The 22,255-nt window shown below is 59.4% G+C and carries 21 protein-coding genes and 1 pseudogene; 7 read left to right on the top strand and 15 right to left on the bottom strand.

Annotated elements, in window-relative coordinates:
• The first annotated feature begins 60 nt into the window (after window positions 1-60).
• The 3 genes from BJF91_RS19685 to BJF91_RS19695 all read left to right on the top strand — a co-directional run bounded on the left by BJF91_RS19685 (window position 61) and on the right by BJF91_RS19695 (window position 1,772).
• Window positions 61-582 (top strand): thermonuclease family protein, encoded by a 522-nt coding sequence (locus BJF91_RS19685; protein ID WP_083943398.1) that lies wholly within the window; start codon window positions 61-63, stop codon window positions 580-582.
• Entirely contained in the window at window positions 583-1,218 is a 636-nt protein-coding gene (locus tag BJF91_RS19690) for a uracil-DNA glycosylase family protein (protein ID WP_075616240.1), read from the top strand.
• Window positions 1,219-1,283: 65 nt separating this feature from the next.
• Window positions 1,284-1,772, top strand: a complete 489-nt coding sequence (locus tag BJF91_RS19695; RefSeq protein WP_015915887.1) for an Lrp/AsnC family transcriptional regulator — start codon at window positions 1,284-1,286, stop codon at window positions 1,770-1,772.
• Window positions 1,773-1,808: 36 nt separating this feature from the next.
• Here BJF91_RS19695 and BJF91_RS19700 read toward each other — a convergent pair whose 3' ends face one another.
• Window positions 1,809-2,918, bottom strand: a complete 1,110-nt coding sequence (locus BJF91_RS19700) for an NAD(P)-dependent oxidoreductase (RefSeq protein WP_324615724.1) — start codon at window positions 2,916-2,918, stop codon at window positions 1,809-1,811.
• Window positions 2,857-3,096 (bottom strand): annotated as a pseudogene (locus BJF91_RS19705) (helix-turn-helix transcriptional regulator); the annotation flags it as partial. The gene BJF91_RS19700 and the pseudogene BJF91_RS19705, both read right to left, overlap by 62 nt.
• 83 nt (window positions 3,097-3,179) lie before the next feature.
• Here BJF91_RS19705 and BJF91_RS19710 point away from each other — a divergent pair.
• Window positions 3,180-5,012: a cation:proton antiporter domain-containing protein gene (locus tag BJF91_RS19710; RefSeq protein ID WP_075616243.1), complete on the top strand. Its 1,833-nt coding sequence runs from the start codon at window positions 3,180-3,182 to the stop codon at window positions 5,010-5,012.
• Window positions 5,013-5,029: 17 nt separating this feature from the next.
• Here the strand turns inward: BJF91_RS19710 and pip are convergent, their stop codons facing one another.
• From pip to BJF91_RS19740, 6 genes are all read right to left on the bottom strand, one after another.
• Window positions 5,030-6,019 (bottom strand): prolyl aminopeptidase, encoded by a 990-nt coding sequence (gene pip, locus BJF91_RS19715; protein WP_075616244.1) that lies wholly within the window; start codon window positions 6,017-6,019, stop codon window positions 5,030-5,032.
• Between the two features lie 22 nt (window positions 6,020-6,041).
• Window positions 6,042-6,851 (bottom strand): methyltransferase domain-containing protein, encoded by an 810-nt coding sequence (locus tag BJF91_RS19720; RefSeq protein WP_075616245.1) that lies wholly within the window; start codon window positions 6,849-6,851, stop codon window positions 6,042-6,044.
• Window positions 6,852-7,045: 194 nt separating this feature from the next.
• The gene (locus BJF91_RS19725; RefSeq protein WP_075616429.1) at window positions 7,046-7,312 is read right to left on the bottom strand and encodes an usg protein; all 267 of its coding nucleotides are present in this window, start codon (window positions 7,310-7,312) and stop codon (window positions 7,046-7,048) included.
• A gap of 214 nt (window positions 7,313-7,526) precedes the next feature.
• On the bottom strand, window positions 7,527-8,357 hold the full coding sequence (locus BJF91_RS19730; RefSeq protein WP_075616246.1) for an ABC transporter permease: 831 nt from the start codon (window positions 8,355-8,357) through the stop codon (window positions 7,527-7,529).
• The gene (locus BJF91_RS19735) at window positions 8,354-9,157 is read right to left on the bottom strand and encodes an ABC transporter permease (protein ID WP_075616247.1); all 804 of its coding nucleotides are present in this window, start codon (window positions 9,155-9,157) and stop codon (window positions 8,354-8,356) included. The genes BJF91_RS19730 and BJF91_RS19735 overlap by 4 nt, the downstream gene beginning before the upstream one ends.
• A 112-nt stretch (window positions 9,158-9,269) precedes the next feature.
• On the bottom strand, window positions 9,270-10,046 hold the full coding sequence (locus tag BJF91_RS19740) for an ABC transporter substrate-binding protein (RefSeq protein ID WP_075616248.1): 777 nt from the start codon (window positions 10,044-10,046) through the stop codon (window positions 9,270-9,272).
• 290 nt (window positions 10,047-10,336) lie between these two features.
• Between BJF91_RS19740 and BJF91_RS25185 the strand changes: the two genes are divergently transcribed.
• The gene (locus BJF91_RS25185) at window positions 10,337-12,985 is read left to right on the top strand and encodes an OmpA family protein (RefSeq protein WP_184412768.1); all 2,649 of its coding nucleotides are present in this window, start codon (window positions 10,337-10,339) and stop codon (window positions 12,983-12,985) included.
• A 55-nt stretch (window positions 12,986-13,040) separates the two neighbouring features.
• Here BJF91_RS25185 and mobB read toward each other — a convergent pair whose 3' ends face one another.
• From mobB to moaA, 4 genes are all read right to left on the bottom strand, one after another.
• Window positions 13,041-13,568, bottom strand: coding sequence for a molybdopterin-guanine dinucleotide biosynthesis protein B (gene mobB / locus BJF91_RS19750; protein ID WP_075616250.1), 528 nt, complete (start codon window positions 13,566-13,568; stop codon window positions 13,041-13,043).
• Complete coding sequence (mobA, locus tag BJF91_RS19755) at window positions 13,555-14,235, bottom strand: molybdenum cofactor guanylyltransferase MobA (protein ID WP_083943399.1); 681 nt, start codon at window positions 14,233-14,235, stop codon at window positions 13,555-13,557. The genes mobB and mobA overlap by 14 nt, the downstream gene beginning before the upstream one ends.
• On the bottom strand, window positions 14,232-15,146 hold the full coding sequence (locus BJF91_RS19760) for a DMT family transporter (protein ID WP_075616251.1): 915 nt from the start codon (window positions 15,144-15,146) through the stop codon (window positions 14,232-14,234). The genes mobA and BJF91_RS19760 overlap by 4 nt, the downstream gene beginning before the upstream one ends.
• 106 nt (window positions 15,147-15,252) lie before the next feature.
• Window positions 15,253-16,242, bottom strand: a complete 990-nt coding sequence (moaA, locus tag BJF91_RS19765) for a GTP 3',8-cyclase MoaA (protein ID WP_075616431.1) — start codon at window positions 16,240-16,242, stop codon at window positions 15,253-15,255.
• Between the two features lie 336 nt (window positions 16,243-16,578).
• Here moaA and BJF91_RS19770 point away from each other — a divergent pair, with 336 nt between their 5' ends.
• On the top strand, window positions 16,579-16,938 hold the full coding sequence (locus BJF91_RS19770) for a gamma-butyrobetaine hydroxylase-like domain-containing protein (protein WP_075616252.1): 360 nt from the start codon (window positions 16,579-16,581) through the stop codon (window positions 16,936-16,938).
• 25 nt (window positions 16,939-16,963) lie between these two features.
• Entirely contained in the window at window positions 16,964-17,557 is a 594-nt protein-coding gene (locus tag BJF91_RS19775; RefSeq protein WP_075616253.1) for a TMEM175 family protein, read from the top strand.
• A gap of 18 nt (window positions 17,558-17,575) precedes the next feature.
• On the opposite strand, the gene BJF91_RS19780 is transcribed toward BJF91_RS19775, so the two are convergent.
• From BJF91_RS19780 to fumC, 3 genes are all read right to left on the bottom strand, one after another.
• Window positions 17,576-18,643: a GGDEF domain-containing protein gene (locus BJF91_RS19780; RefSeq protein WP_075616254.1), complete on the bottom strand. Its 1,068-nt coding sequence runs from the start codon at window positions 18,641-18,643 to the stop codon at window positions 17,576-17,578.
• 188 nt (window positions 18,644-18,831) lie between these two features.
• Window positions 18,832-20,451: a fumarate hydratase gene (locus BJF91_RS19785; RefSeq protein WP_324615725.1), complete on the bottom strand. Its 1,620-nt coding sequence runs from the start codon at window positions 20,449-20,451 to the stop codon at window positions 18,832-18,834.
• A gap of 265 nt (window positions 20,452-20,716) precedes the next feature.
• Window positions 20,717-22,108: a class II fumarate hydratase gene (fumC, locus tag BJF91_RS19790; RefSeq protein ID WP_139310786.1), complete on the bottom strand. Its 1,392-nt coding sequence runs from the start codon at window positions 22,106-22,108 to the stop codon at window positions 20,717-20,719.
• Between the last annotated feature and the right edge of the window lie 147 nt (window positions 22,109-22,255).

Here is a 22,255-nt window from a genome sequence, read left to right on the forward strand (position 1 = left end):
TTCCGGAAAGGTTTTATTTGCCATTCTCGGATACCGGCTGTTATCGAAAAGGGCCAGATTGTGACAAGCACGCATCGGATCATTGCCGTCGCCTTTGCCTGCCTCGTCCTGGCCGGTGCAATGGCGCTGGCTTTCTGGCCAAAAAAACAGCCGGTTTTTGACGGACCGTTCGTTATCGCCGACGGGGAAACCCTTGTGACCAACGGCCAGCGGTTGCAATTGAAGGGGCTTGACGCACCCGAGATCGGCCAACGTTGCCGTGGCGAAGACGGCTCGGCCCGTCTGTGCGGCGCGCAGGCACGCTTCGGGCTCGCTCAGCGTATGGCACAGGCCGGCGTGGTCTGCGAAGGGGAGCAGGTTAGCGAAAGCGACCGCATTCTGGTGACCTGCAGCGCCAAGGGGCACGATGTCGGCGCCGATATGGTCCGCTCGGGCCTGGTATTGAACGCCGGTGGCTATGAAGCCGAGGAAAAGGACGCTCAAAACAACAAGCGCGGCTTATGGGCTGGTGCCTTCGACCGGCCGGAGGAGTGGCGCCGGCTGCATCCGCGCACGGATATCATGCGCAGGCAGGACGATTAATTGACGAAGGCGCCAATCATTGACCCACAAGTCTTGGCGGCAACCATCCGTGCCTGCCGGATCTGTCGGGACTGCCCGAGCCAGCCGCAGCCTCTGCCGCATGAGCCGCGGCCCGTGGTCGTCATGTCGTCCGTGGCGCGCATCCTGATTGCCGGGCAGGCGCCGGGCAAACGGGTGCATGAGACAGGCCTACCGTTCAACGATGCCTCGGGCGATCGGCTGCGGCAGTGGCTGGGCGTCGATAGAGACCAGTTCTACGATAGCGACAGCTTTGCCATCCTGCCGATGGGTTTCTGCTTCCCTGGATATAATGCTGATGGCCATGATCTGCCGCCTCGTCGCGAATGCGCGCCGCAGTGGCGGGAGGCAGCCATGGCGGCCATGCCGCAGGTGGAATTGATCCTTGCCATTGGTCAATATGCGCAGGCCTGGCATCTCGGGGAGTTCCGCAGGCCGACCCTCAACGAGACGGTGGCGAACTGGCGCGAGCAATTGCTGGCCAATCGCGAGGGGCCAAAGATCCTGCCGCTACCGCATCCAAGCTGGCGCAACAGCGGCTGGCTGCGGCGCAATCCCTGGTTTGAGGCGGAATTACTACCCGTTCTCAAAAAGGAAGTGGATCATTGTCTCAGGTGAAAGCATTTTGCTTTCGTTTGCCGAATTATGCGCTATACCGGAAAAAAATTTCAATGGTGTCGCTCATGGATCGTCTGGACCGTAAAATTCTGCGAATCTTGCAGGAGGATTCCACTCTTGCCGTTGCCGACCTCGCCAAGAAGGTTGGCCTTTCCACTACGCCCTGCTGGCGGCGTATTCAGAAGATGGAAGAAGATGGCGTGATCAAGCGCCGTGTGGCGCTGCTGGATCCAGTCAAGGTCAACACCAAGGTTACGGTTTTCGTGTCCGTGCGCACAAATACGCACTCCATCGAATGGTTGAAGCGCTTTTCGGAAGTGGTTGCCGAATTTCCCGAAGTGGTTGAATTTTACCGCATGAGCGGCGATGTCGATTATCTGCTGCGGGTGGTCGTGCCTGACATCGGCGCCTATGACGCCTTCTACAAGCGGCTGATCGCCAAGATCGAGATCCGCGACGTCTCCTCGGCCTTTGCCATGGAGCAGATCAAATACACGACAGAACTGCCGCTCGACTACATGATGCTGGATAATAACAAGTCCGGCGAAGAGTGATTTAAGGGAGCCTGAAGACCAGGCTCCCTGACGCCATTACTTCTCCAGCCGCGCCAGCAGGGACGACGTATCCCAGCGATTGCCGCCAAGTTTCTGAACATCGCCGTAGAACTGGTCGACCAGTGCCGTCAGCGGCAGGGTGGCGCCATTGCTCTTGGCTTCATTGAGCACGATGCCAAGATCCTTGCGCATCCAGTCGACCGCAAAGCCGAAATCATATTTGCCCACGGCCATGGTCTTGTGGCGGTTTTCCATCTGCCAGGAGCCGGCGGCGCCCTTGGAAATCACCTCCACCACTTTTTCGATGTCGAGGCCGGCCTTTTTACCGAAATGCACGGCTTCCGCCAGGCCCTGAACGATACCGGCGATGCAGATCTGGTTCATCATCTTGGTGAGCTGGCCGGAGCCGGCGGGGCCCATCAGTCCGATCATCCGCGCATAGGCCTCAATCACCGGCCGCGCCTTTTCAAACACCGCTTCGTCGCCGCCGCACATGACCGTCAATACGCCGTTTTCGGCGCCGGCCTGGCCGCCGGACACAGGCGCGTCTACAAAGCCGAAGCCCTTTGCCTTGGCAGTCTCGTCAAGTTCGCGGGCGACATCGGCTGAGGCCGTCGTGTTGTCGATGAGCACGGCACCCGGCTTCATGCCGGCGAATACGCCATCGGCACCCATCGTGACAGAGCGCAGGTCATCGTCATTGCCGACACAGGTGAAGACGAAATCGGCATCCTTGGCAGCTTCGGCGGGCGTCTTGCCGAAAGCGCCGCCATGTTCCGCCACCCAGGCCTCGGCCTTGGCAGTCGTTCTGTTGTAGACCGTTACGTCATGGTTGCCCTTTGCCTTCAAATGCCCGGCCATGGGATAGCCCATGACGCCCAATCCGATGAATGCAACTTTAGCCATGCCTGTCTCCTGCTTATGTGCGTCGCTTATTGATCTGAGCCGTCGCGGGCCGCTAGGCCCCGGATTTCCTGTCGTCATCAGGTGGAGTAGTGGAATTTTCCCGGTGAGGAAAGCGCGGAGCGCTGCTCGCCTGTCTATTCTGCGGATCGGCCTCATCACTTTTCCGTCCGGCGGTGGCGCAAAGGCACAGGCCGGAATCGGGCACATGCACGAATTGAGCACCGCCATCTTCCAGCGCATGCCGAAGCTGCTCGGCTGTACTGCGATGAATATCGTGCCGCTCGCCCTCGTAGTCACGGATCGTGCTGCGCGAGACATCGGAATGCGCCGCCAACTCGGTCTGAGTCCAATCGAGAAGGCCTCGCGCCGCCCGGCAGAGGGCCGGGCTTAAAATACCGCTCTTGTCGCCTTGACCCATCTTTGTATTCTGCCCATATTGGTCAACATTAGCATGTTATAGCGCCTTTGCTGACTTTTTCCAGACACCAAAAAGGAATTTTGATGCCTCATGACACACCCTTGATTTCAACGATTGTCGGCGGCCTGGTGCTCGCCTTTATATTTGGTGTCGTTGCTCATCGGTTGAAGATGCCGCCTCTGGTTGGCTATCTCTTTGCAGGCATTCTGGTTGGACCGCATACCCCGGGCTACGTCGCGGACCAAAATCTTGCGCCGGAACTGGCTGAAATCGGGGTTATTCTCCTGATGTTTGGCGTCGGGCTGCATTTTTCCCTGAAGGATCTACTCTCCGTCCGCTTTATCGCCGTGCCCGGCGCCATCGTTCAGATCGGGGTCGCGACGCTGCTTGGGCTGGGTATGGGACATTTGCTGGGCTGGTCCATCGGCGGAGGTCTTGTGTTTGGCCTGGCGCTTTCGGTGGCCTCCACGGTGGTGCTGCTGAAAGCTTTGCAAGAGCGGCGTATTGTGGAGACGGATCGCGGCAAGATCGCCGTCGGCTGGCTGATTGTCGAAGATCTGGCCATGGTGCTGGCATTGGTGCTGATCCCCGCACTTGCCAACAGCCCCGAGGGGGCCGCACATACCGATCCTGTATCGGTGACGCTTCAGAATTTGATCGGTGTGGATTTGGGCGTCAGTGGTGCCATTGGGCTGACCCTGCTCAAAGTGGCGCTGTTTGTCGGTGTTATGCTGGTGTTTGGCCGTCGGATCATTCCGTGGATCCTGCACCGCATGGCCCATACCGGTTCACGGGAGCTGTTCCGGCTCGGCGTTCTGGCTATTGCGCTTGGTGTAGCCTTTGGTGCGGCAAAGCTGTTCGGCGTTTCGCTGGCGCTGGGGGCGTTTTTCGCGGGCATGGTGCTGTCTGAAAGCGAATTGTCGAATCGTGCCGCGCAGGAAACCCTGCCGCTGCGCGATGCCTTTGCCGTGCTGTTTTTCGTATCCGTCGGCATGATGTTCGACCCGGCGATCATCCTGTCCAATCCTTGGCTCATCCTGGGTACTGTATCGATCATCATCGTCGGCAAGTCGATTGCGGCCTTCCTGATCGTGCTGGCCTTCCGCAAGAGCACGGCTACGGCCCTGACGATTTCTGCCAGTCTTGCCCAGATCGGCGAGTTTTCCTTCATCCTCGCGGAACTCGGCACGGGCCTGAACCTGCTGCCGGAACAAGGCCGTGATCTGATCCTGGCCGGCGCGATCATTTCCATCCTCTTCAATCCCGTCATGTTCTATCTCTGCGACCGTATCCGGCCTTGGCTCGAAGCGCGGATCGATCCGCCACTGCGGGTTGTGACGCCTGACATGGCGGTGGCAGGCGAGAACGGAGAGCCCGCTGCGACGACGGGTGCTCCTGTCTCCGATGGCAGGGTATCCACCGGGTCTGATAATCGGCAGGATGCCCATGTGGTGACATCCGCAGGCCAGGAGGGCGATGTCGTGCACAGCAGCCTGACAGGCCACGCGGTCGTGGTCGGGTATGGACGGGTCGGCAAAATCCTGGTGTCCAATCTCAAGGCGGCGGGCATCCCGATCCTCGTCATCGAGGATTCCGAGCAGCGGGTTGCCGCCGTGATGGAACAGGGGATCGACGTAATCGGCGGCAATGCCACCTCGGAACGAGTTCTGAAACTCGCCAATCTCGAAGCGGCAAAAAGTATCTCCGTCGCCATCCCTGATGTATTCGAGGCGGGCAATGTTATCGCCATGGCCAATGCCACCAATCCGGGCTTGCTGGTTTTGGGTCGCGCCCATTCCGACGCCGAGATCGAGCATCTGCTGAAATTGGGAGCCGACACGGTCATCATGGGCGAGAGAGAAATTGCCAATGGCATGTTGAACAGGCTCAACCAGATCCACTTCGGAACCGTCTGAGAGCGAGAGCGGCCGGTTCAACCCGCGTTTGGCTTTGGTCGCAGACGAGTTGCAAGCCTCTGGAGACCGTCGGCAATCGCTGCGGTCATGCTCACGCCAGGCATGTCGTGCTCTCCGTCTTCGACCACGATCAACTCGCTGCCGGGCCAGGCTTGGTGCAGATCATAGGCCGTCTTAAGCGGGCTGCCGAAATCGAGCCGACCGTGAATCAAAATCGCAGGAATGTCCTTCAAGCCCCTGACTCCAGAGAGGATTTTACCTTCGGCAAGCCAGGCACGGCTCGACCAATAATGGGTGACGAGCCTGGCAAAGCAGAGGCGAAAGCCTGGATCGGACCAGCGTGGATGCGGTTGATGTCCCGTTTTGACGGAGAGAATTGCATTTTCCCAATCACACCAAGCCGTTGCCGCCTTTTCATGAATCGCTTTGTCAGGATTGATCAGTAGCTTGTGATAAGCACTGGCGAGATCGCCATCGCGCTCGGCCTCCGGGAGATGCGAGAGGAACCGGGCATGATCCTCTGGAAAGAACCGGCCCACGCCACGGGTGATCCACTCGACTTCAGCAGCACTCGTGGTGACGACCATGGTCAGCAGCAGGGCCATAACCCGGCTGGGATGTGCAAGCGCGTAGGCGAGTGCCAGCGTCGAGCCCCAGGAGCCGCCCATGATGAGCCATCGGTCTACGCCAAGATGGGCGCGCAGCGCCTCGATATCAGCCAGCAGATGCGCCGTCGTGTTGGTGGAGAGATCGACTTCAGGATCACCGGCATAGGGCAGGCTGCGGCCGCATTGCCGCTGATCGAACTGGATGATGTGATAAATATCAGGATCGAAAAACCGCCGGGCGGTCTCCGAGCGGCCCGAGCCTGGGCCGCCATGGAGAATTAGCGCGGCAAGACCATGAGGGTTGCCGCTACATTCGAAATAGATCTGGTGTCTGTCGCTGACCGGAAAATGGCCCGAGCGATAAGGTGCGAGCGGCGGATGGAGCGTGGCTTTCGCCATGACAACCTCCGCCCGGTCAGGATCAGTTCAGGGTTCGCAGACGCGCGATCACCAAATGGCCGGGCGAGGGCTCGCCATCCTGCATGCGGACATTGATGTCGCTCACTTCGACCACTTCGAAGCCGGTCGCCGCCAGCCGCTCGCGGATATAGCTCTGGGCATGAACGAAGCGCTGGTGCGGCCCAACCTTATAGGGCACGTCTTCGCCCATCGTCTCCGACGAGAAGATGAAATAGCCGCCAAGGATCAGATTTTCCGAAACGCCGAAGAACAGCGGCTCGAGCGCGCCGAGATAGGGCAGTACGTCAGTGGCGGTGATTACGTCGAACAATTCCTCGTCATTGTCCTCGAGAAAATCCTCGACTTCGGCAACGTAGAGTGTGTCGTAGAGGTCTTTTTCATGGGCGATTTCGACCATGTTTTCCGAGAGGTCGATGCCGGTGATGTCATCGACCATGTCGCGCAGCGTGCCGCCGGTCAGGCCGGTGCCGCAGCCCAGATCGAGCATGCGCTTGAAGGGGCCGATATTCAGCTCCTGCAGCCGCTGGCGTACGATGACAGGAACGGCATAACCGAGCTGCTCGACAAGAATGTCTTCGAAATCTTCGGCATGCTGGTCAAACAGCGTCTCGACATAGGCGTCGGACGCGCGTGGCGGCGTCTCGCCCCGGCCAAGCGAAGCGATGCGCACCGCAGCGCCGCCATGGTCCTCAGGGTCGATTTCCAGTACCTCATGATAGGCCTTGACCGCCGCGTCGATATCGCCGGCCTTTTCCAGCGCCAATGCGCGATTATAGGCCTCGGACAGTTTTTCTTCGTCGATCTTCGCCATTGCCGAACCCTCACGTGACGGAGCCACGGCGCTTAGATACGCCGGCCATGGCAGCCGTTGCAAACCTGGCATTCGCCCGTTTTCCATTGCTGTTGCAGGAAACGGACGAAGCCTCTCTTTGCGTCACGGTCTATCGGCTCATACCAGTTTTGGCAACCATGGCCGCTGCCGGCAGGTCTGCCACGATGGTCTGTTCAATGGATGATGAATTCGCCCTTCAGAGCGCGCCACTCGTTGGCGGCGATCAGCTTGCGGTGGACGTAGCGCACCGAATGCAGCGGACCGTCGAGCTTTTCCTCCCAGAATTTCAGAAAACTGCGCATCTCGGGAAAATCGGGGGCGAGATCGTAATTCTGCCAGACGAAAGTCTGCAGCAGGGTCTTGTGATCAGGCATGCGGTAGAGAATTTGTGCGGTCGTCAGGCCGTAGCCTTTCAGCATCATTTCCATGTCGGACGTCATCTCAGCTTTCATGGCAACCTCGTGTTGTTCCCACTCTGATTGCAGCGCCGACATGGGGCGTCTGCGCCGCCCATCGGTTGTATCCGATAAGGCGATGGTTCCATGAGAGGCTTAAGCGAGGCTTAATAAAACTGTCACGAACGATTTTTCACAATAAAAATCATCATGTTGGCAGCATCTTGGTGAGAGTGCTACCAATGTATGATCACTGGATTTACCGCTTGAGATGGCGCGTCAACCGACGTTCGATGGCAGCCCAGGTGTGGCGCAGGATCTCGACGATGGCGAGGTAGAAGATCGCTGCCCAGAGATAGGCCTGATAATCGAAGGTGCGCGAAAAGGCGTAGCGGGTCTCGCCCATCATGTCGAGCACGGTGATGATCGACAGGATCGCCGAGCCCTTGACCATCAGGATGATTTCATTGCCATAGGGCCGGAGCGCCACGATCAGCGCCTGCGGCAGGATGATTTTCCAGAAGGTGACGCTGCGCGACAGGCCGAGCGACGCCGCACCCTCATGCTGGCCGCGACCGACGCTGCGGATGGCGCCGCGCAGGATTTCCGCCTGATAGGCGGCAGTGTTCAGCGACAGCGCCAGAAGGCCGCAATACCAGGCGTCGCGGAAGAACCACCAGAGATCGACGGTTTCGAACGCGTTCCTGAAACTGCCGAGCCCGTAATAGATCAGGAAGACCTGTGCCAGCAGCGGTGTGCCACGAAACACGTAGACATAGACATAGGTCAGCGTATTGGCGATCCGGTTCTTCGACATCCGTCCGGTCGCGATCGGAATGGATAAAACCGCGCCGCAGCTGATCGAAACCACGACGATACCGACAGTGGTGGCGAGGCCCGAGAGAAAGCGTGGGCCGTATTTGACAAATTTGTCCTGGTCCCAATTGCCGATCATCATCGACAGCAAGCCGAAGCCCAGGAGCGCCCAGAGAAGCAGCAGCAGGAAGCCAAGTACGCGCGCAGAGTTGATCTTGCTTTCCCGCTTCGGGGGGGCTGCACGCGGCGGGATCATCTCGATCACATGGGTCATCGGTTGGCCCCCGCGTTGCTGGTGCGACGTTCAATATAGCCGATGGCGATGGAAGACAGAACTGCCAGGATCAGATAGAGCGCGCAGGCAATCGCGTAAAACAGGAATGCTTCCTTGGTCACGCGAGCGGCGACGCCGGTCTGGCGGATGATGTCGGTCAGTCCGACAACGGAAACCAGCGCAGTGTCCTTCAGCAGGTTCATCCAGAGATTGACGATGCCGGGCAGTGCGATGCGGATCAATTGGGGCAGGATGACGAAGATCATCGTCTTCGGTCGCGACAGGCCAATGGCGAAGCCCGCCTCATACTGGCCGTTGGGAATGGCTTTGAATGCCGATTGCAGCACTTCGGCGCAATAAGACGAAAACACCACTGACAGAGCGATCATGCCGGCGAAGAAGGCGTTGATTTCCACCCTCTCGTCGATACCCACGGCAGAGAACGCCGTTTGGATCAGGATCTGCATGCCATAGTAGACGATGAACAGCGTCAGAAGCTCGGGCAGGCCGCGAAAGATCGTGGTGTAGATGGCTGCTGCCCTGCGCAGCATCCGCTCCTGGCTCTGAGCGGCAAGCGAGATCAGGAAGCCGATCAGCAGGCCGAAGGGCAGGGTAACCGTTGCCAATGTGACAGTAACTTTGAAACCAAACCCGATTTCGTCGCCCCAGCCGGCGTCTCCGCAGGCAAGATTGGTGCCTGGCCCAAACCAGGTGAAGATCCCGGCGCTGCCGCAAAAGGGATCGAAAATCTGCGAAACGAACGCCCAGAGAGCGCCGAGCGCGGAATCCAGTCCGCCCATTGAGCCAATTCCCCTCGCGGTCATTGCCGCTTGTCTTGTTCTTTATGTCTTATCGTCACGCTGTCTTGTCGAGTGGCCCGGACTGCGCCGGGCCACTCGCTTTTAAACTGGTTTATTTATCGCCGTAAACGTCAAAGTCGAAATATTTGGCGTTGATCTTCTGGTAGGTGCCATTGGCGCGGATGGCTTCGATGGCCTTGGAGAAGCGGTCCGCCAGAGCTGTTTCGCCCTTGCGCACGGCAATGCCGGCGCCAACGCCGTTGATCTCAGGGTCGATCGGCAGCGGCGTCAGGATCTTGCAGCAGGAGCCGGCATCGCTCTTCACCCACTGGGTCAGAACGACGATGTCGTCGATTACGCCGTCGATGCGGCCATTGCTCATGTCCAGCTTGTATTCGTCAGCCGTCGGATAGAGCTTCAACTGCGAACCAGCCATGTGCTTTTCGGCATAGTTGGCGTGGCTGGTGGAGACCTGGGCGCCAAGGGTCTTGCCCTTGAGGTCGTCGACGCTCTTGATCGACGAATCCTTGGCAACGGCGATGGCCGGCGGCGTGTTGTAGTACTTCTTGGAGAAGTCGACCTTCTGCAGCCGCTCCGGCGTGATCGACATGGAGGCGACGATTGCGTCGAACTTCTTGGCCTGCAGGGCCGGGATGATGCCGTCCCAGTCATTAGTCTTGAAGGTGCAGGTGACCTTCATTTCCGCGCACAGCGCCTTTGCAATGTCGATGTCGAAGCCGGTCAGGGAGCCATCGGCTTCAAGGCTGTTGAAGGGGGGATAGGCGCCTTCCGTGCCGATGACGAGCTTCTCTTCGGCCATGGCAGTCCCTGAAAACAACGACAGGGCGGCGATGGAGGCGGCGGCGAGAAAACGGGTCGAGATACGCATGAGATCCTCTCTGTTGGTTGCCAGCGTTTGGTTGCAATTTTTTCGCTGGCGGTAGTGCCGGCATTTTTCGCATTTTAGCCGGAACGTTTTGCTAGCTTTTTCCGTTTTCGCGCAAATTGCAACCGATAAACACCGGCATCCCCCGGCTCTTCGTGTGAACACATCATTCAGGCATCGTTCAGTGTTCTGTGGCCATCTTCCTGCCCAGAATCCAACGTGTAAAAGCGAGCCGCTGAAGAACCGGCTTGAAGAACAACGAGGCGCAATGCCTCTTCTGCGAGGAACACTTAATGGCAGGACCATTTAGGACTACTGCATCCCTTCTGGTTGCACTTGCAAATCTTGCGGCTGCACCGTCTTTTGCCGCGACCAATACTGTTGGTAGTGCTGCAGAGGTGCAGGATTTGGCCGGCAGAACGCGCGCGATGGCAGCGGGCACCGCGCTCGATATTCACGGCACTGTCGAACTCGCCCAAGCCGAACCGCCACAGGAAGAATTGCCGAAGCAGAAGAAGAAGGACCATCAGCAGGAGGAAGGTCAGCCGGGCGAAGCCAGGCCGCCGCAAGGTGAGAAGCCACAGCACGAAAACAAGCGTCCTGAACCGCCGGCTGAGGCTCGGTCGCCGGCCCGCGAGGAAGCGCCTGCCCAACCGGCTCGGCCAAAGCCTCCGGCTGCCATGGAAGCACCAGTCGAGCCGCCGCAGCCTCCCAAGCACGAGAAGGCGCCTGAACAGCCGCCCCGTGAACCTGCCCAGAAAGAGCCGGCTCAGAAAGAGCCAATGACCGAGCCGCAAAAGGCGCCACAACCGCCGAAAATGGCCGAGCCGCCAGCTGCCCCGGCTCCCAAACCAAAGAAGCAGGATGCAGAACCGCCGATGCAACCGGCCGGCGAGCCGAAAGCCGTTCCGCCTGCTGCAGGCACTCGTCCTGCGGCCCCTGCCCAGGTAGAGCCCCAGGCTCAGCCTCCCAAGGGTGCTGCACCCAAGGGAAACCCTGCAGCCATGCCCGAGGGCCAAGCTCAGCCGGGTGAACAACTAAATCAGCGGCCGGCCGGCAAGAAGCCGGGCACTCCTCCACCTGCAGAAGCGCCTGCGCCGCAAGGCCAGCCAGTTCAGGGGCAAGCACCTCAGGGCCAGGCACCTCAAGGTCAACCTCCGAAGGGTCAGCCACCTAAGAATCAGGCACCTCAGAATCAAGCACCTCCAGGCCAGCCGCCTGAAGCACAAAAGCCGCAGGCTCCCAAGCCCGGCGAGCCGCCGCGTGCGCCCGATGGCAAATCCGTGCCCGAACAGACGCCGGGTGCGCCAGCCACACCAGCACCAACTGGCAAGGCGCCTGTCTCGGAACCCGCCTTGCCCGGCCAGGCCGCTCCTGCACCAATTCCAGGGCAAGTTCCTGGCCAGCCAGCTCCGGCGCAGACCGCACCCGGTCAAGGCAAGCCTCCCGCACCGGGCACACCGCCTGCGCCGCATGCCGATGCACCCGTGCCGCCGCCACCGCCAGGTCCTGGCAATGCCGAAGCCGGCAAGCCGCGCCCGCCGCTGTTGCCACCGATGAACGCCAACCAATCGCGCGAGCAGGGCGGTCTTCCAGGCCAAGGCGGGCAGGGCGGCCAGGGTGGTCAGCCAGGGAAGGGCGGCCAACCGGGGCAGCCTGGGCAGCCAGGCCGTCCGGGCATGCCCGGTGATGCTGCCGTCAACCAGGACCTGCGTCCGCAGTTGTCACCGCAGGATCAGCAGCCGCTGACGCCCAAGGAATTGCAGCGCCTGAAGGCTCTTGCTGACAGGCCGGACCAGACCAACGACACGATCATCCTGCCGATCGATCGCGGCGCGCCCGTGCTCGATAGCGACAAGGACAACAACTGGCGTCGTGGCATGAACGAGGACCAGCTGCGCCGGCTGCGCCAGCAGGCCTACGGCCAGGACAATTACGTCATGCCGCAAAGCGATGCAGAGGCTCAGCGCGAGTATTACGCCAATCGGCCCCGTCGGGACGAGCGCATCGAATCGATCGATCACTATGAGGGCCGAAAGCTGCGCGACGAGCCGCAGTTCATCTATCCGAGCGATGTCCGGGTTGAGCGTAGCTTCGACGACGACCGAGAAGTCATGGATTACGGTGGCCAGATCGTCATCCGCAGCGACGATAACAGACGTTTTGCGGAATACGGTCGTCCTCCGGTTTACGAACAGGTCGATCATCAGCGCGTCCGCATTACTGTCTTCAAGGAAAACGGCGACCGGATCGTCAGCCTGCGCAACCGCTACGGCCAGTTGATCCAGCGCTCGCGCATCGATGCCCGCGGCAATGAATATGTGCTGTTCTATTCGCCGGATCTTTACGACGCCAATGACGACCAGCCGGTCGTCTACCGCGATCCCGGCGCGGAACTGCCGCCTATGCGCCTGCGGGTGCCGCTCAACGACTACATCATCGACGTCGGCAGCCAGCCGGACCGCGACTACTATCGCTTTATCGAGCAGCCGCCCGTCGAACCTGTCGAGCGTGTCTATACGATCGATGAAGTGCGCAATTCGGCCCGTATCCGTGACAAGATGCGCCGTATCGACTTGGATACGATCACCTTTGCCACAGCTAGCGCCGATATCTCGATGAACCAAGCGGGAACGCTGAAGCGGGTGGCCGATGCCATTACGCGGGTGCTGAAGGACGATCCGGGCGAAACCTTCCTGATCGAAGGCCATACCGATGCCGTCGGCTCGGCCGAATCGAACCTCGTCTTGTCCGACCGTCGTGCCGAATCGGTGGCGAATGTCCTGACCCAGGTCTACGGCATCCCGCCGGAAAACATGGTCACCCAGGGCTATGGCGAACAGTTCCTGAAGGTCATGACTTACGGTCCGGAACAGCAGAACCGTCGCGTCACCATTCGCCGCGTCACGCCTCTGGTGCGGCCGGTGCAGGCTAACCGCTGATCGTCGGCAATATGAACGGAAATAGGCCGTCGGATCGCTCCGGCGGCCTCTTTTTTTATGCTTGAAGGTTTGTTGTCGTGATGATGAAATCTGCGATGGCTTTGGTATCGTCGAGGTCGAAGACCGGCAGGGCCGTATCGCTGATCCCATGGTCGGCAGCGATTGCCACGACATTGGGATCGCCAAGTGCAAGCGGGGCGCCGCCCTTGGCCTCCAGCCGGCGCACTTCCAGCTTGGGGATTGCCTCGCGCTTGTAGCCCTCGATCAGAACCAGATCGCAAGGCGCAAGGCGCGCCAGGACCTCCTCCAGCCGTGGCTCCGCTTGGCCGCGCAACTCATGCATGATGGCATAGCGGGCGCCTGAGACGATCGCGACTTCGCCAGCGCCGGCTTGACGGTGCCGGTAGCTGTCGGCGCCCGGCTTGTCGATGTCGAAATCGTGGTGGGCGTGCTTGATCGTCGAGATCCCGTAGCCTCGCCCGGTCAACTCGGTCACCAGCCGCTCGACAAGGCCTGTCTTGCCGGAATTTTTCCAGCCGGAAATGCCAAAGACCTTTTGTTGATGGGGGCTATCGGTTGTCATCGCGTTCAAGCTCCAGATGGGTTTCCGCCTGATGCAGGTCGTCGGGGGTGTTGACGTTGAAGAACGGGTCGAGCGGGCCGACCCTGGTTTCAACAGGTGCGAAATCCACGGCCACCACAGGCTTGTCTTCCAGGAAGACCATCAGTTTGCGGTTGTCGGGCTTAACCAGCCAATCTTCGATGATTTCTGCCAGACCGACAGGCCATAGACCGATGACCGGATGCAGCCGGCCGAGTGAGCGAGCGAGCACGAGGCTATCGCGGTCCGGCAACTCGGTGAGCAGCTTTTGCGCGAGATCGGTCGGCAGGAAGGGCGTGTCGATTGGGACGATCAGGACATGCGAATGAGTAGATGCTCGCTGCGCAAAGTCCATGGCGCCTGCAATGCCCGCCAATGGGCCGGGGCGGCCGGAAAGCCTGTCGATGATAACGGGCAGGGGCGTCGCAATACCCGGTATGGTGACACTATGCTCATCCGATGGATCGCCGTTTCTCTGATCACTATTGGCGTTGACGGCGAGTTGCCCAACCTGCGGTGCCAGCCGCTTCGCAATATGCTCCAGCATCGACCGGCCAGCGAGAAGCGTCGAGGCCTTGTCAGCACCCATGCGCCGCGACAGGCCGCCGGCAAGGATCACCCCGCAGAGGTCCGTTGCCGCAGATATCATGGCGTGACGACCGTGGCAGTGGCCGCCGCCTGAGATGCAATGGCACTTTTGAGCACCCGCTCGCGGTGAAAGGCATATAGGCCGGAGCCGACGACAACAGTCATGCCGACGAGTATCCAAGGATCGGGCCAATCGCCAAATACGACGATGCTGAGTCCGATAGCCCAGAGCAGGCCGGAATAGCGAAACGGCGCGATGAACGAGATTTCGGCCGTCCGCATGGCCATGATGATGCACTGATAGCCCACGAACATCAGCACGGCCGCGCAGACCAGAATGCTGAAATTACCTGATGAGACGGGCTGCCAACCGCCTTCCATCGGGATGAGTAAAGCACCTGCCAAAGCATTACCGGCGGCGGTCATCCAGGTGACGACGATGGATGGGGTCGATCTGTCGATGCGTGTGGTAACAAGATCGCGTGTCGCGGCGAAGAACACGCTGCCAAGCACGTAGAGTGACGAGAGCGTAAAGCCTTCCGGGCCGGGCCGGATGATGATCATCACCCCGACAAAGCCGGCGAGAATCGCAATCCAGCGGCGCCAACCGACTGGCTCGCGAAGAAACAGCGCCGCTCCGAGTGTGACCGCCAGCGGCAGCGACTGCAGGATCGACGCTGCATTGGCCAGCGGAATGTAAGAGAGTGCGGTGAGATAAGTGATCGAGGCAAAAACCTCGCAAAGCACCCGGGTCATAATGAAGGGATTGCGCAGCAGCCGGGGCGAAATGACCGCCCGGGCCTGAACCGCGATGACGCTGACCAGCAAAGTGGTCAGGGCGCCGCGCAGCAGCATGATCTGCCCGACAGGCATCACCGTCGTGAGCGATTTGGTCAAGGCGTCGTTGATGGTGAAGCCCGCCATGGCCGCGGCCATGAACAGGGCACCTTTCATATTGGTCGTCAGCACCATCGGATCGCTACTTTCGGAAGGCCGCGTTCGGCTCGCAAACAGCCGCCGCTTGAAAGCGGTTGTTCTATCCACAAACCCGGTAGATGCAAAGACTGGAAAACACGTCCTAGCCGCCGGTCACGCTCATGTGGCGCGATACGGCCGGACGCTTCGTGGTGCGGTCGATGATGAAATCATGGCCCTTAGGCTTTCGGGTGATCGCTTCATCGATGGCCGCTGACAACAGGGCATCGTCAGGACTGGCGCGCAGTGCTGCCCGCAAGTCTGCCGCATCATTCTGGCCGAGGCACATATAGAGCGTTCCGGTGCAGGTCAGGCGGACCCGATTGCAACTCTCGCAAAAATTATGGGTCATTGGCGTGATCAGGCCGAGCCGCCCACCGGTTTCTGCAACCCTGACGTAACGTGCCGGGCCGCCGGTCTGGTAGTCGAGGTCTTCCAGCGTGAACTGCTCGGCAAGCTTCTGCCTGACCTCTGACAGTGGCAGGTATTGGTCGGTACGGTCCTCGTCGATCTCGCCCATCGGCATGGTCTCGATAAGCGTCAGATCCATGTCCCTGCCATGGGCAAAGCGCATGAGATCAGGGATCTCGTCTTCGTTGAAGCCCTTGAGAGCCACGGCATTGATCTTTATCTTCAGCCCGGCCGCCTGGGCCGCATCGATACCCTTCATCACCTGAGCAAGGTCGCCCCAGCGTGTGATGGTCCGGAATTTTTGTGCGTCGAGCGTATCGAGCGAGACGTTGATGCGCCGGACTCCGGCATTGGCCAGATCCGTCGCATGTCGGGCAAGCTGTGAGCCATTGGTCGTGAGGGTCAGCTCTTCGAGAGCGCCCGAAGCGAGGTGTCGCGACAGGCTGTCGATCAGGAACATGATGTTCTTGCGCACCAGCGGTTCGCCGCCGGTCAGCCGCAGCTTGCGCACGCCCTTGGCGATGAACGCAGAACAGAGCCGATCCAATTCTTCCAGCGTCAGCAGATCCTTCTTCGGCAGAAAGGTCATATTTTCTGCCATGCAATAGGTGCAGCGAAAGTCGCAACGATCTGTGACGGAGACCCTGAGATAGCTGACTGCGCGGCCGAACGGGTCGACCATCGGCGAGTCGAAAAGCTGCGCCAAGTCGGCCCGCGGGCCTGCGGCGTCGGCAAGGGCTGGCGCCGGCTGCTGCGGGCGGGATGTATAATCCAAACGAACCTCCATGATTGCCATCTAATTTGGTGCGCGCATGGCGTTCCGTCAAGCAAAGCCACACCGATCACCGGAAAGAGTTGGATCGGGCAGACGCGGGTGATACAGCATCGGACCGAAAAGTGCGAAGCGGTTTTCGGATCATCCGATGCGCAAAGGGAATTATCGGACCGAAAATAACGAGGCGGTTTTCTTCAAGCCGCACTGGTCAAGGCACGATAGAGTGACAGCAGGGAGAATGTGATGAGCGATGTATGGCCGCAGGAAATCAGGGTGTCGCCGGACCGGCGCCTGCTGAAGCTGGTCTTCGATAATGGCGAAAGCATCGCTTTGCCGGCGGAAATGCTGCGGGTACTGTCGCCATCGGCCGAGGTGCAGGGGCATGGCCCAGGCCAGAAAATCACGGTGCCGGGAAAGCGCAACGTCACGATTGCCAAGCTCATTCCTACCGGCAATTACGCCGTGAGAATCGGCTTTGACGATGGCCATGACACCGGCATCTTCACCTGGACCTATCTGCGGGAACTGGGGCAGAAGGGCGAGGCGATGTTTGGCGACTATCTCGCCGATCTCGAAACGAAGGGCCTGTCGCGCGACCGCTGACGGCGAAGGAAGGGATACGGCGAGGATGAATAAGGCGCGGTTGGAAGCCTTTAGCGACGGTGTTCTTGCGATCGTCATCACCATCATGGTGCTTGAGTTGAAAGTGCCGGCCGGAGGGGACTTTGCGTCACTGTTGCCGCTCGTGCCTATCCTGCTCGGCTACGTTCTGAGCTTCGTCTATGTCGCGATCTACTGGAACAACCATCATCATTTGCTGAGCGTGCTGAACCGGCTGACGCCAGGCGTGATGTGGGCGAATATGCACTTTCTGTTTTGGTTGACGTTGACGCCTTTCGTGACCGAGTGGGTCGGCCGGCAAAGCACCATGCCACAGCCTGCCATCGCCTATGGTCTGGTTTTTACCATGGCGGCAATTGCCTATAAGATTCTTCAGCACCAGATTTGTGCGACCACGGCCAATCCTGAAAGATTCCGCTCTATCTTCGGACGCGACCTCAAGGGCATCGCGTCGCCGATCCTCTATCTCCTTGCGATAGGGTTGGCCTTCGTCTCGCCTTGGATCTCATACGGGCTTTACGCCATGGTGGCGCTGCTTTGGATCGTTCCCGACAAGCGGCTGGCAAGCTTGGTCGAAACCTTGGAGAGCAGCGCTCGGTGACGTGCTACACGGGCGCGATCACCCCTTGTAGATAAGCCACCCCTTGGCGAAATCCTTGCGCATGCCGGGCTCGAATGGCCGGCAGCAATTGCGACCGCCATTTTTTGCGCAGTAGAGGGCGATGTCGCTACGGCTATAAAGCTCGCCGGCATCCTGGCAACTCGCAGCGAGCGCAAAGCCGACCGATACCGTGACAGGGCCGTAATTGACGCCGGTGCGGGAATTGCGGAACAGTGTGCCTTCAAGGCTGGTGCGGATCCGTTCGCAGAGCGCAAATACCTCTGTGTCGGACATGCCTTCGACGATGACTGCGAATTCCTCGCCGCCGGCCCGGGCCACGAAGGCGTCGCGCGGTGCGCTGGCGCGAATGACGCCGGCCACAGTGGCGAGGATCTTGTCTCCCACCGGATGACCGAAGGTGTCGTTGATCTTCTTGAAGTGGTCGATATCGATCAAGACGAGCGATGTGCTCGAAAGGGTCGAGGGGTAGTTGAACAGCGCCGCCATCCGCTCGTCGAAAGCGCGACGGTTGGCGAGCCTGGTGAGTGAATCGGTATTGGCGATGCGTTTATATTCATCCAGTTCGCGACGTACCGCGTCCATTTCCACGGATTTCTGAATAAAGCTTTCGGCGGTCTTTTCGCCATGGGCAAGTGTATCGTCGGTTGCCCGTGTCAGAAGCGCAATAGCGTTGCGCAGAAGATCGACGCTGCCGCTGCTTTTGGCATTGATGCGCGAGCAGGTCTCGTCCAGCAGCTTGTTGTAGGTCTCAAGCGAACTCTGCTCCTGCTTCATCAACCGCAGCAGATTATCGAGTTCCGTGACCAGCCGCGAATGGGCGTTTTCGATGATCCGGTTGGAATTATGTCCAAAAAATTCTTCAGCGATCTGGTCGAGGTCGTCTTGGGTGGCGCGGTTGCCCAGCGCAGTAACCCGGCGCGTAAGTGCCGGATTGGAGCCGATATAGGCTTCGTAAAACAGCTCGTAATTGCGAGGAAGCGGCGAAACACCCATCGAACGCATTGCAAAAGAAATCTGCGTCGCGATATCGATCCCCTGGGGCCGCGCCGTCGTTGCGGTATTCATTTTGTGTGTGTCCCATCCCGTGTGCCGCAGTAAGGATTAGGCCCCAATGGTGATCAAATATTTAATACGATAAGTAAAGAATTCCGTAGGTTGTATGAAATTGGTTGATGACACGGAAAAAACGTCGGTACTGCTTGCAATACTGGCGCGGATGTAGATCGGATGCATCCGCGCCATGTCGTCTTCGATCAGAGGTTGAATTCCTGGAAGAAGTCATTGCCCTTGTCGTCGGTGACGATAAAGGCAGGAAAATTCTCGACTTCGATCTTCCAGACGGCTTCCATGCCGAGTTCCGGATATTCGAGAACGTCGACCTTACGGATGCAATCCTGCGCGAGGCGGGCTGCCGGCCCGCCGATGGACCCGAGGTAGAAACCGCCATGGGTCTTGCAGGCCTCGCGCACGGCGCGCGAGCGGTTGCCTTTGGCAAGCATGACCATCGAACCGCCGAAAGACTGGAACTGGTCGACGTAGCTGTCCATGCGCCCAGCCGTGGTCGGGCCGAAGGAGCCGGACGCAAAGCCTTCCGGCGTCTTGGCAGGTCCAGCATAATAAACCGGATGGTTCTTCATGTATTCGGGCATGCCTTCACCGTTTTCCAGCCGCTCGCGGATCTTGGAATGGGCGAGGTCGCGGGCAACGATGATTGTGCCGGTCAGCGACAGCCGGGTCTTGACCGGGTGCCTGCTCAGCTCTGCCAGGATAGCGCTCATCGGCTGATTGAGGTCGATCTTGACGACGGAGGACGACAGCGCCGCTTCGTCGATGTCGGGCATGTATTTCGACGGATCGGTTTCAAGCTGCTCGATGAAAATGCCGTCCTTGGTGATTTTGCCCTTGGCCTGGCGGTCGGCGGAACAGGAGACGCCAAGGCCGATCGGCAGAGAGGCGCCGTGGCGCGGCAGGCGGATAATCCGCACATCATGACAGAAATACTTGCCGCCAAATTGCGCGCCGACGCCGAGCGACTGAGTCAGCTTGTGAATTTCCTGCTCCATCTCGAGATCGCGGAAGGCGTGGCCGGATTCTGACCCTTCGGTAGGAAGTTCGTCCAGGTAACGGGCGGAGGCGAGCTTCACCGTCTTCAGGTTCATTTCCGCCGACAGACCGCCGATGACGATCGCCAGATGATAAGGGGGACAGGCAGCCGTGCCGAGCGACAGGATCTTGTCTTTGAGGAAGTCGATCATCCGGTCATGGGTCAGCAGCGATGGCGTACCCTGGTAGAGGAAGGTCTTGTTGGCCGAGCCGCCGCCCTTGGCCATGAACAGGAACTTGTAGGTGTCCTCGCCCTCTTCATAGAGGTCGATCTGGGCGGGAAGGTTGGTCTTGGTGTTTTTTTCCTCGAACATCTTCAGCGGTGCCAGCTGCGAATAACGCAGATTGCGTTTCTCATAGGCATCGCGTACGCCATGGGCCAAGGCCTCGTAGTCGCCGCCTTCTGTCCAGACGCGACGGCCCTTCTTGCCCATCACGATGGCGGTGCCAGTATCCTGGCACATCGGCAACACGCCGCCGGCGGCAATATTGGCATTCTTCAGCAGGTCGTAGGCCACGAACCGGTCATTATCGGTCGCTTCCGGGTCGGCCAGGATCGAGGCCAACTGCTTGAGATGGCCGGGGCGCAGCAGGTGGTTGATATCGGAGAGCGCGGTCTCGGCCAGAAGCCGCAGGCCTTCCGCCTCGACAGTCAGAATTTCCTGACCCTTGAATGTCTCAACCGAAACATAATCAGATGTGAGCTTGCGGTAAGGCGTCGTATCTGCGCCGAGAGGAAAGAGATCATCAGCCATCGCGGGACCTTTCATGCCGGAAGGAAATGCGTTCCGGATTTCGTTAGTCCCGCAAACGGCTATTTGCAAATGATTCTAAAGTGGAGTGTGCGATGCAACATTTAGTGCGTGAGTAGGTATTATCTATTAGTCTATTATGCTGTTTTTTAATCTGGTGACAAAGGAGACGGCAAGCGAATGCCCTTGGTGTCTTGCCTGTCTCGGAAAACAAAGTGCCCTCAGACGATAAGATCTGAGAGCACTTGCGGATCTAGTTGGATTTAAAGGAGGCCGTGACGGATCACTTCGGTCCGATCATCAGTTCCGGCCGGACATATTGATCGAATTCCTCGTTGGTGAGATAGCCGCCGCCGACTGCTTCTTCGCGCAGTGTTGTGCCATTCTTATGGGCGGTCTTGGCGATCTTGGCGCAGATGTCGTAACCGAGCTTGCTGTTCAGCGCCGTTACCAGCATCAGCGAATTTTCGACGCCCTTTTTGATGTTGTCCTGGCGGGCTTCGATGCCGACAACGCAATTGTCGGTGAAGGACACGCTGGCATCGCCGAGCAATTGCACCGACTGCAGGAAGTTGTACGCCATCATCGGATTATAGACGTTGAGCTCGAAATGGCCCTGGCTGCCCGCGAAGGTAATGGCTGCCTGATTGCCGAAGATATGAGCGCAGACCTGGGTCATGGCTTCCGATTGCGTCGGATTGACCTTGCCGGGCATGATCGAGGAGCCGGGTTCATTTTCCGGCAGGGCGAGTTCGCCGAGACCTGCGCGCGGGCCGGAGCCGAGGAAGCGGATGTCGTTGGCGATCTTGAAGCAGGCGGCGGCAGCGGCATTGATGGCGCCATGGGCAAAGACCATGGCGTCATGGGCGGCGAGTGCCTCGAACTTGTTCGGCGCGGTCACGAAGGGCAGGCCGGTGATCTCGGCAATCTCTTTCGCAACCTTTTCAGCAAATCCAACAGGCGCATTCAGCCCGGTGCCGACGGCGGTTCCGCCTTGTGCCAGTTCGTAGAGGCCTGGCAGCGTCAGTTCGATCCGCTTGATGGCAGAGGCGACTTGCGCGGCATAGCCTGAAAACTCCTGGCCGAGCGTCAGTGGCGTGGCATCCTGCGTATGAGTGCGACCGATCTTGATGATGGAGGCAAAGGCTTTTGCCTTGGTATCAAGGGCTTGGTGCAGATGCTTCAGACCGGGAATGAGGTGGTGGACCACATATTCTGCCGCCGCGATATGCATGGCGGTGGGGTAGGTGTCGTTGGAAGACTGGCTCATGTTGACGTGATCGTTCGGATGGACAGGCTTTTTCGAGCCCATAACGCCGCCGAGCATCTCGATTGCCCGGTTGGAAATCACTTCATTGGCATTCATGTTCGATTGGGTGCCGGAGCCGGTCTGCCAGACCACCAGCGGAAAATGCTCGTTGAGCTTGCCGTCGATCACTTCCTGGGCGGCCTTGACAATGACGTCACCGAGGGCAGGATCGAGCACGCCGAGCGCCATGTTGGCGCGCGCTGCCGCCTGCTTGACGATGCCGAGCGCACGCACCACCGGCAGAGGCTGCTTTTCCCAGCCTATCTTGAAATTGCCGAGCGAGCGCTGCGCCTGAGCGCCCCAGTAGCGGTCGCTGGCTACGTCGATAGGGCCAAAAGTATCGGTTTCGGTGCGGGTGGCGGTCATGATCGATCTCCGAAAGGTTGTCGTATTTATGTAAAGGCGCCGCAGGCGACATCAAGCGGGGGTGTCGAGAGAGGCGTCGTTAAAATATGAGTTTTTGATACATGTTTTTGGCGCGGCGTCAAAGCTGTCTGCTCGCGCAATTGTCAT

The organism is Gillisella taibaishanensis, from assembly GCF_001938985.1.
Taxonomy (GTDB): domain Bacteria; phylum Pseudomonadota; class Alphaproteobacteria; order Rhizobiales; family Rhizobiaceae; genus Allorhizobium; species Allorhizobium taibaishanense.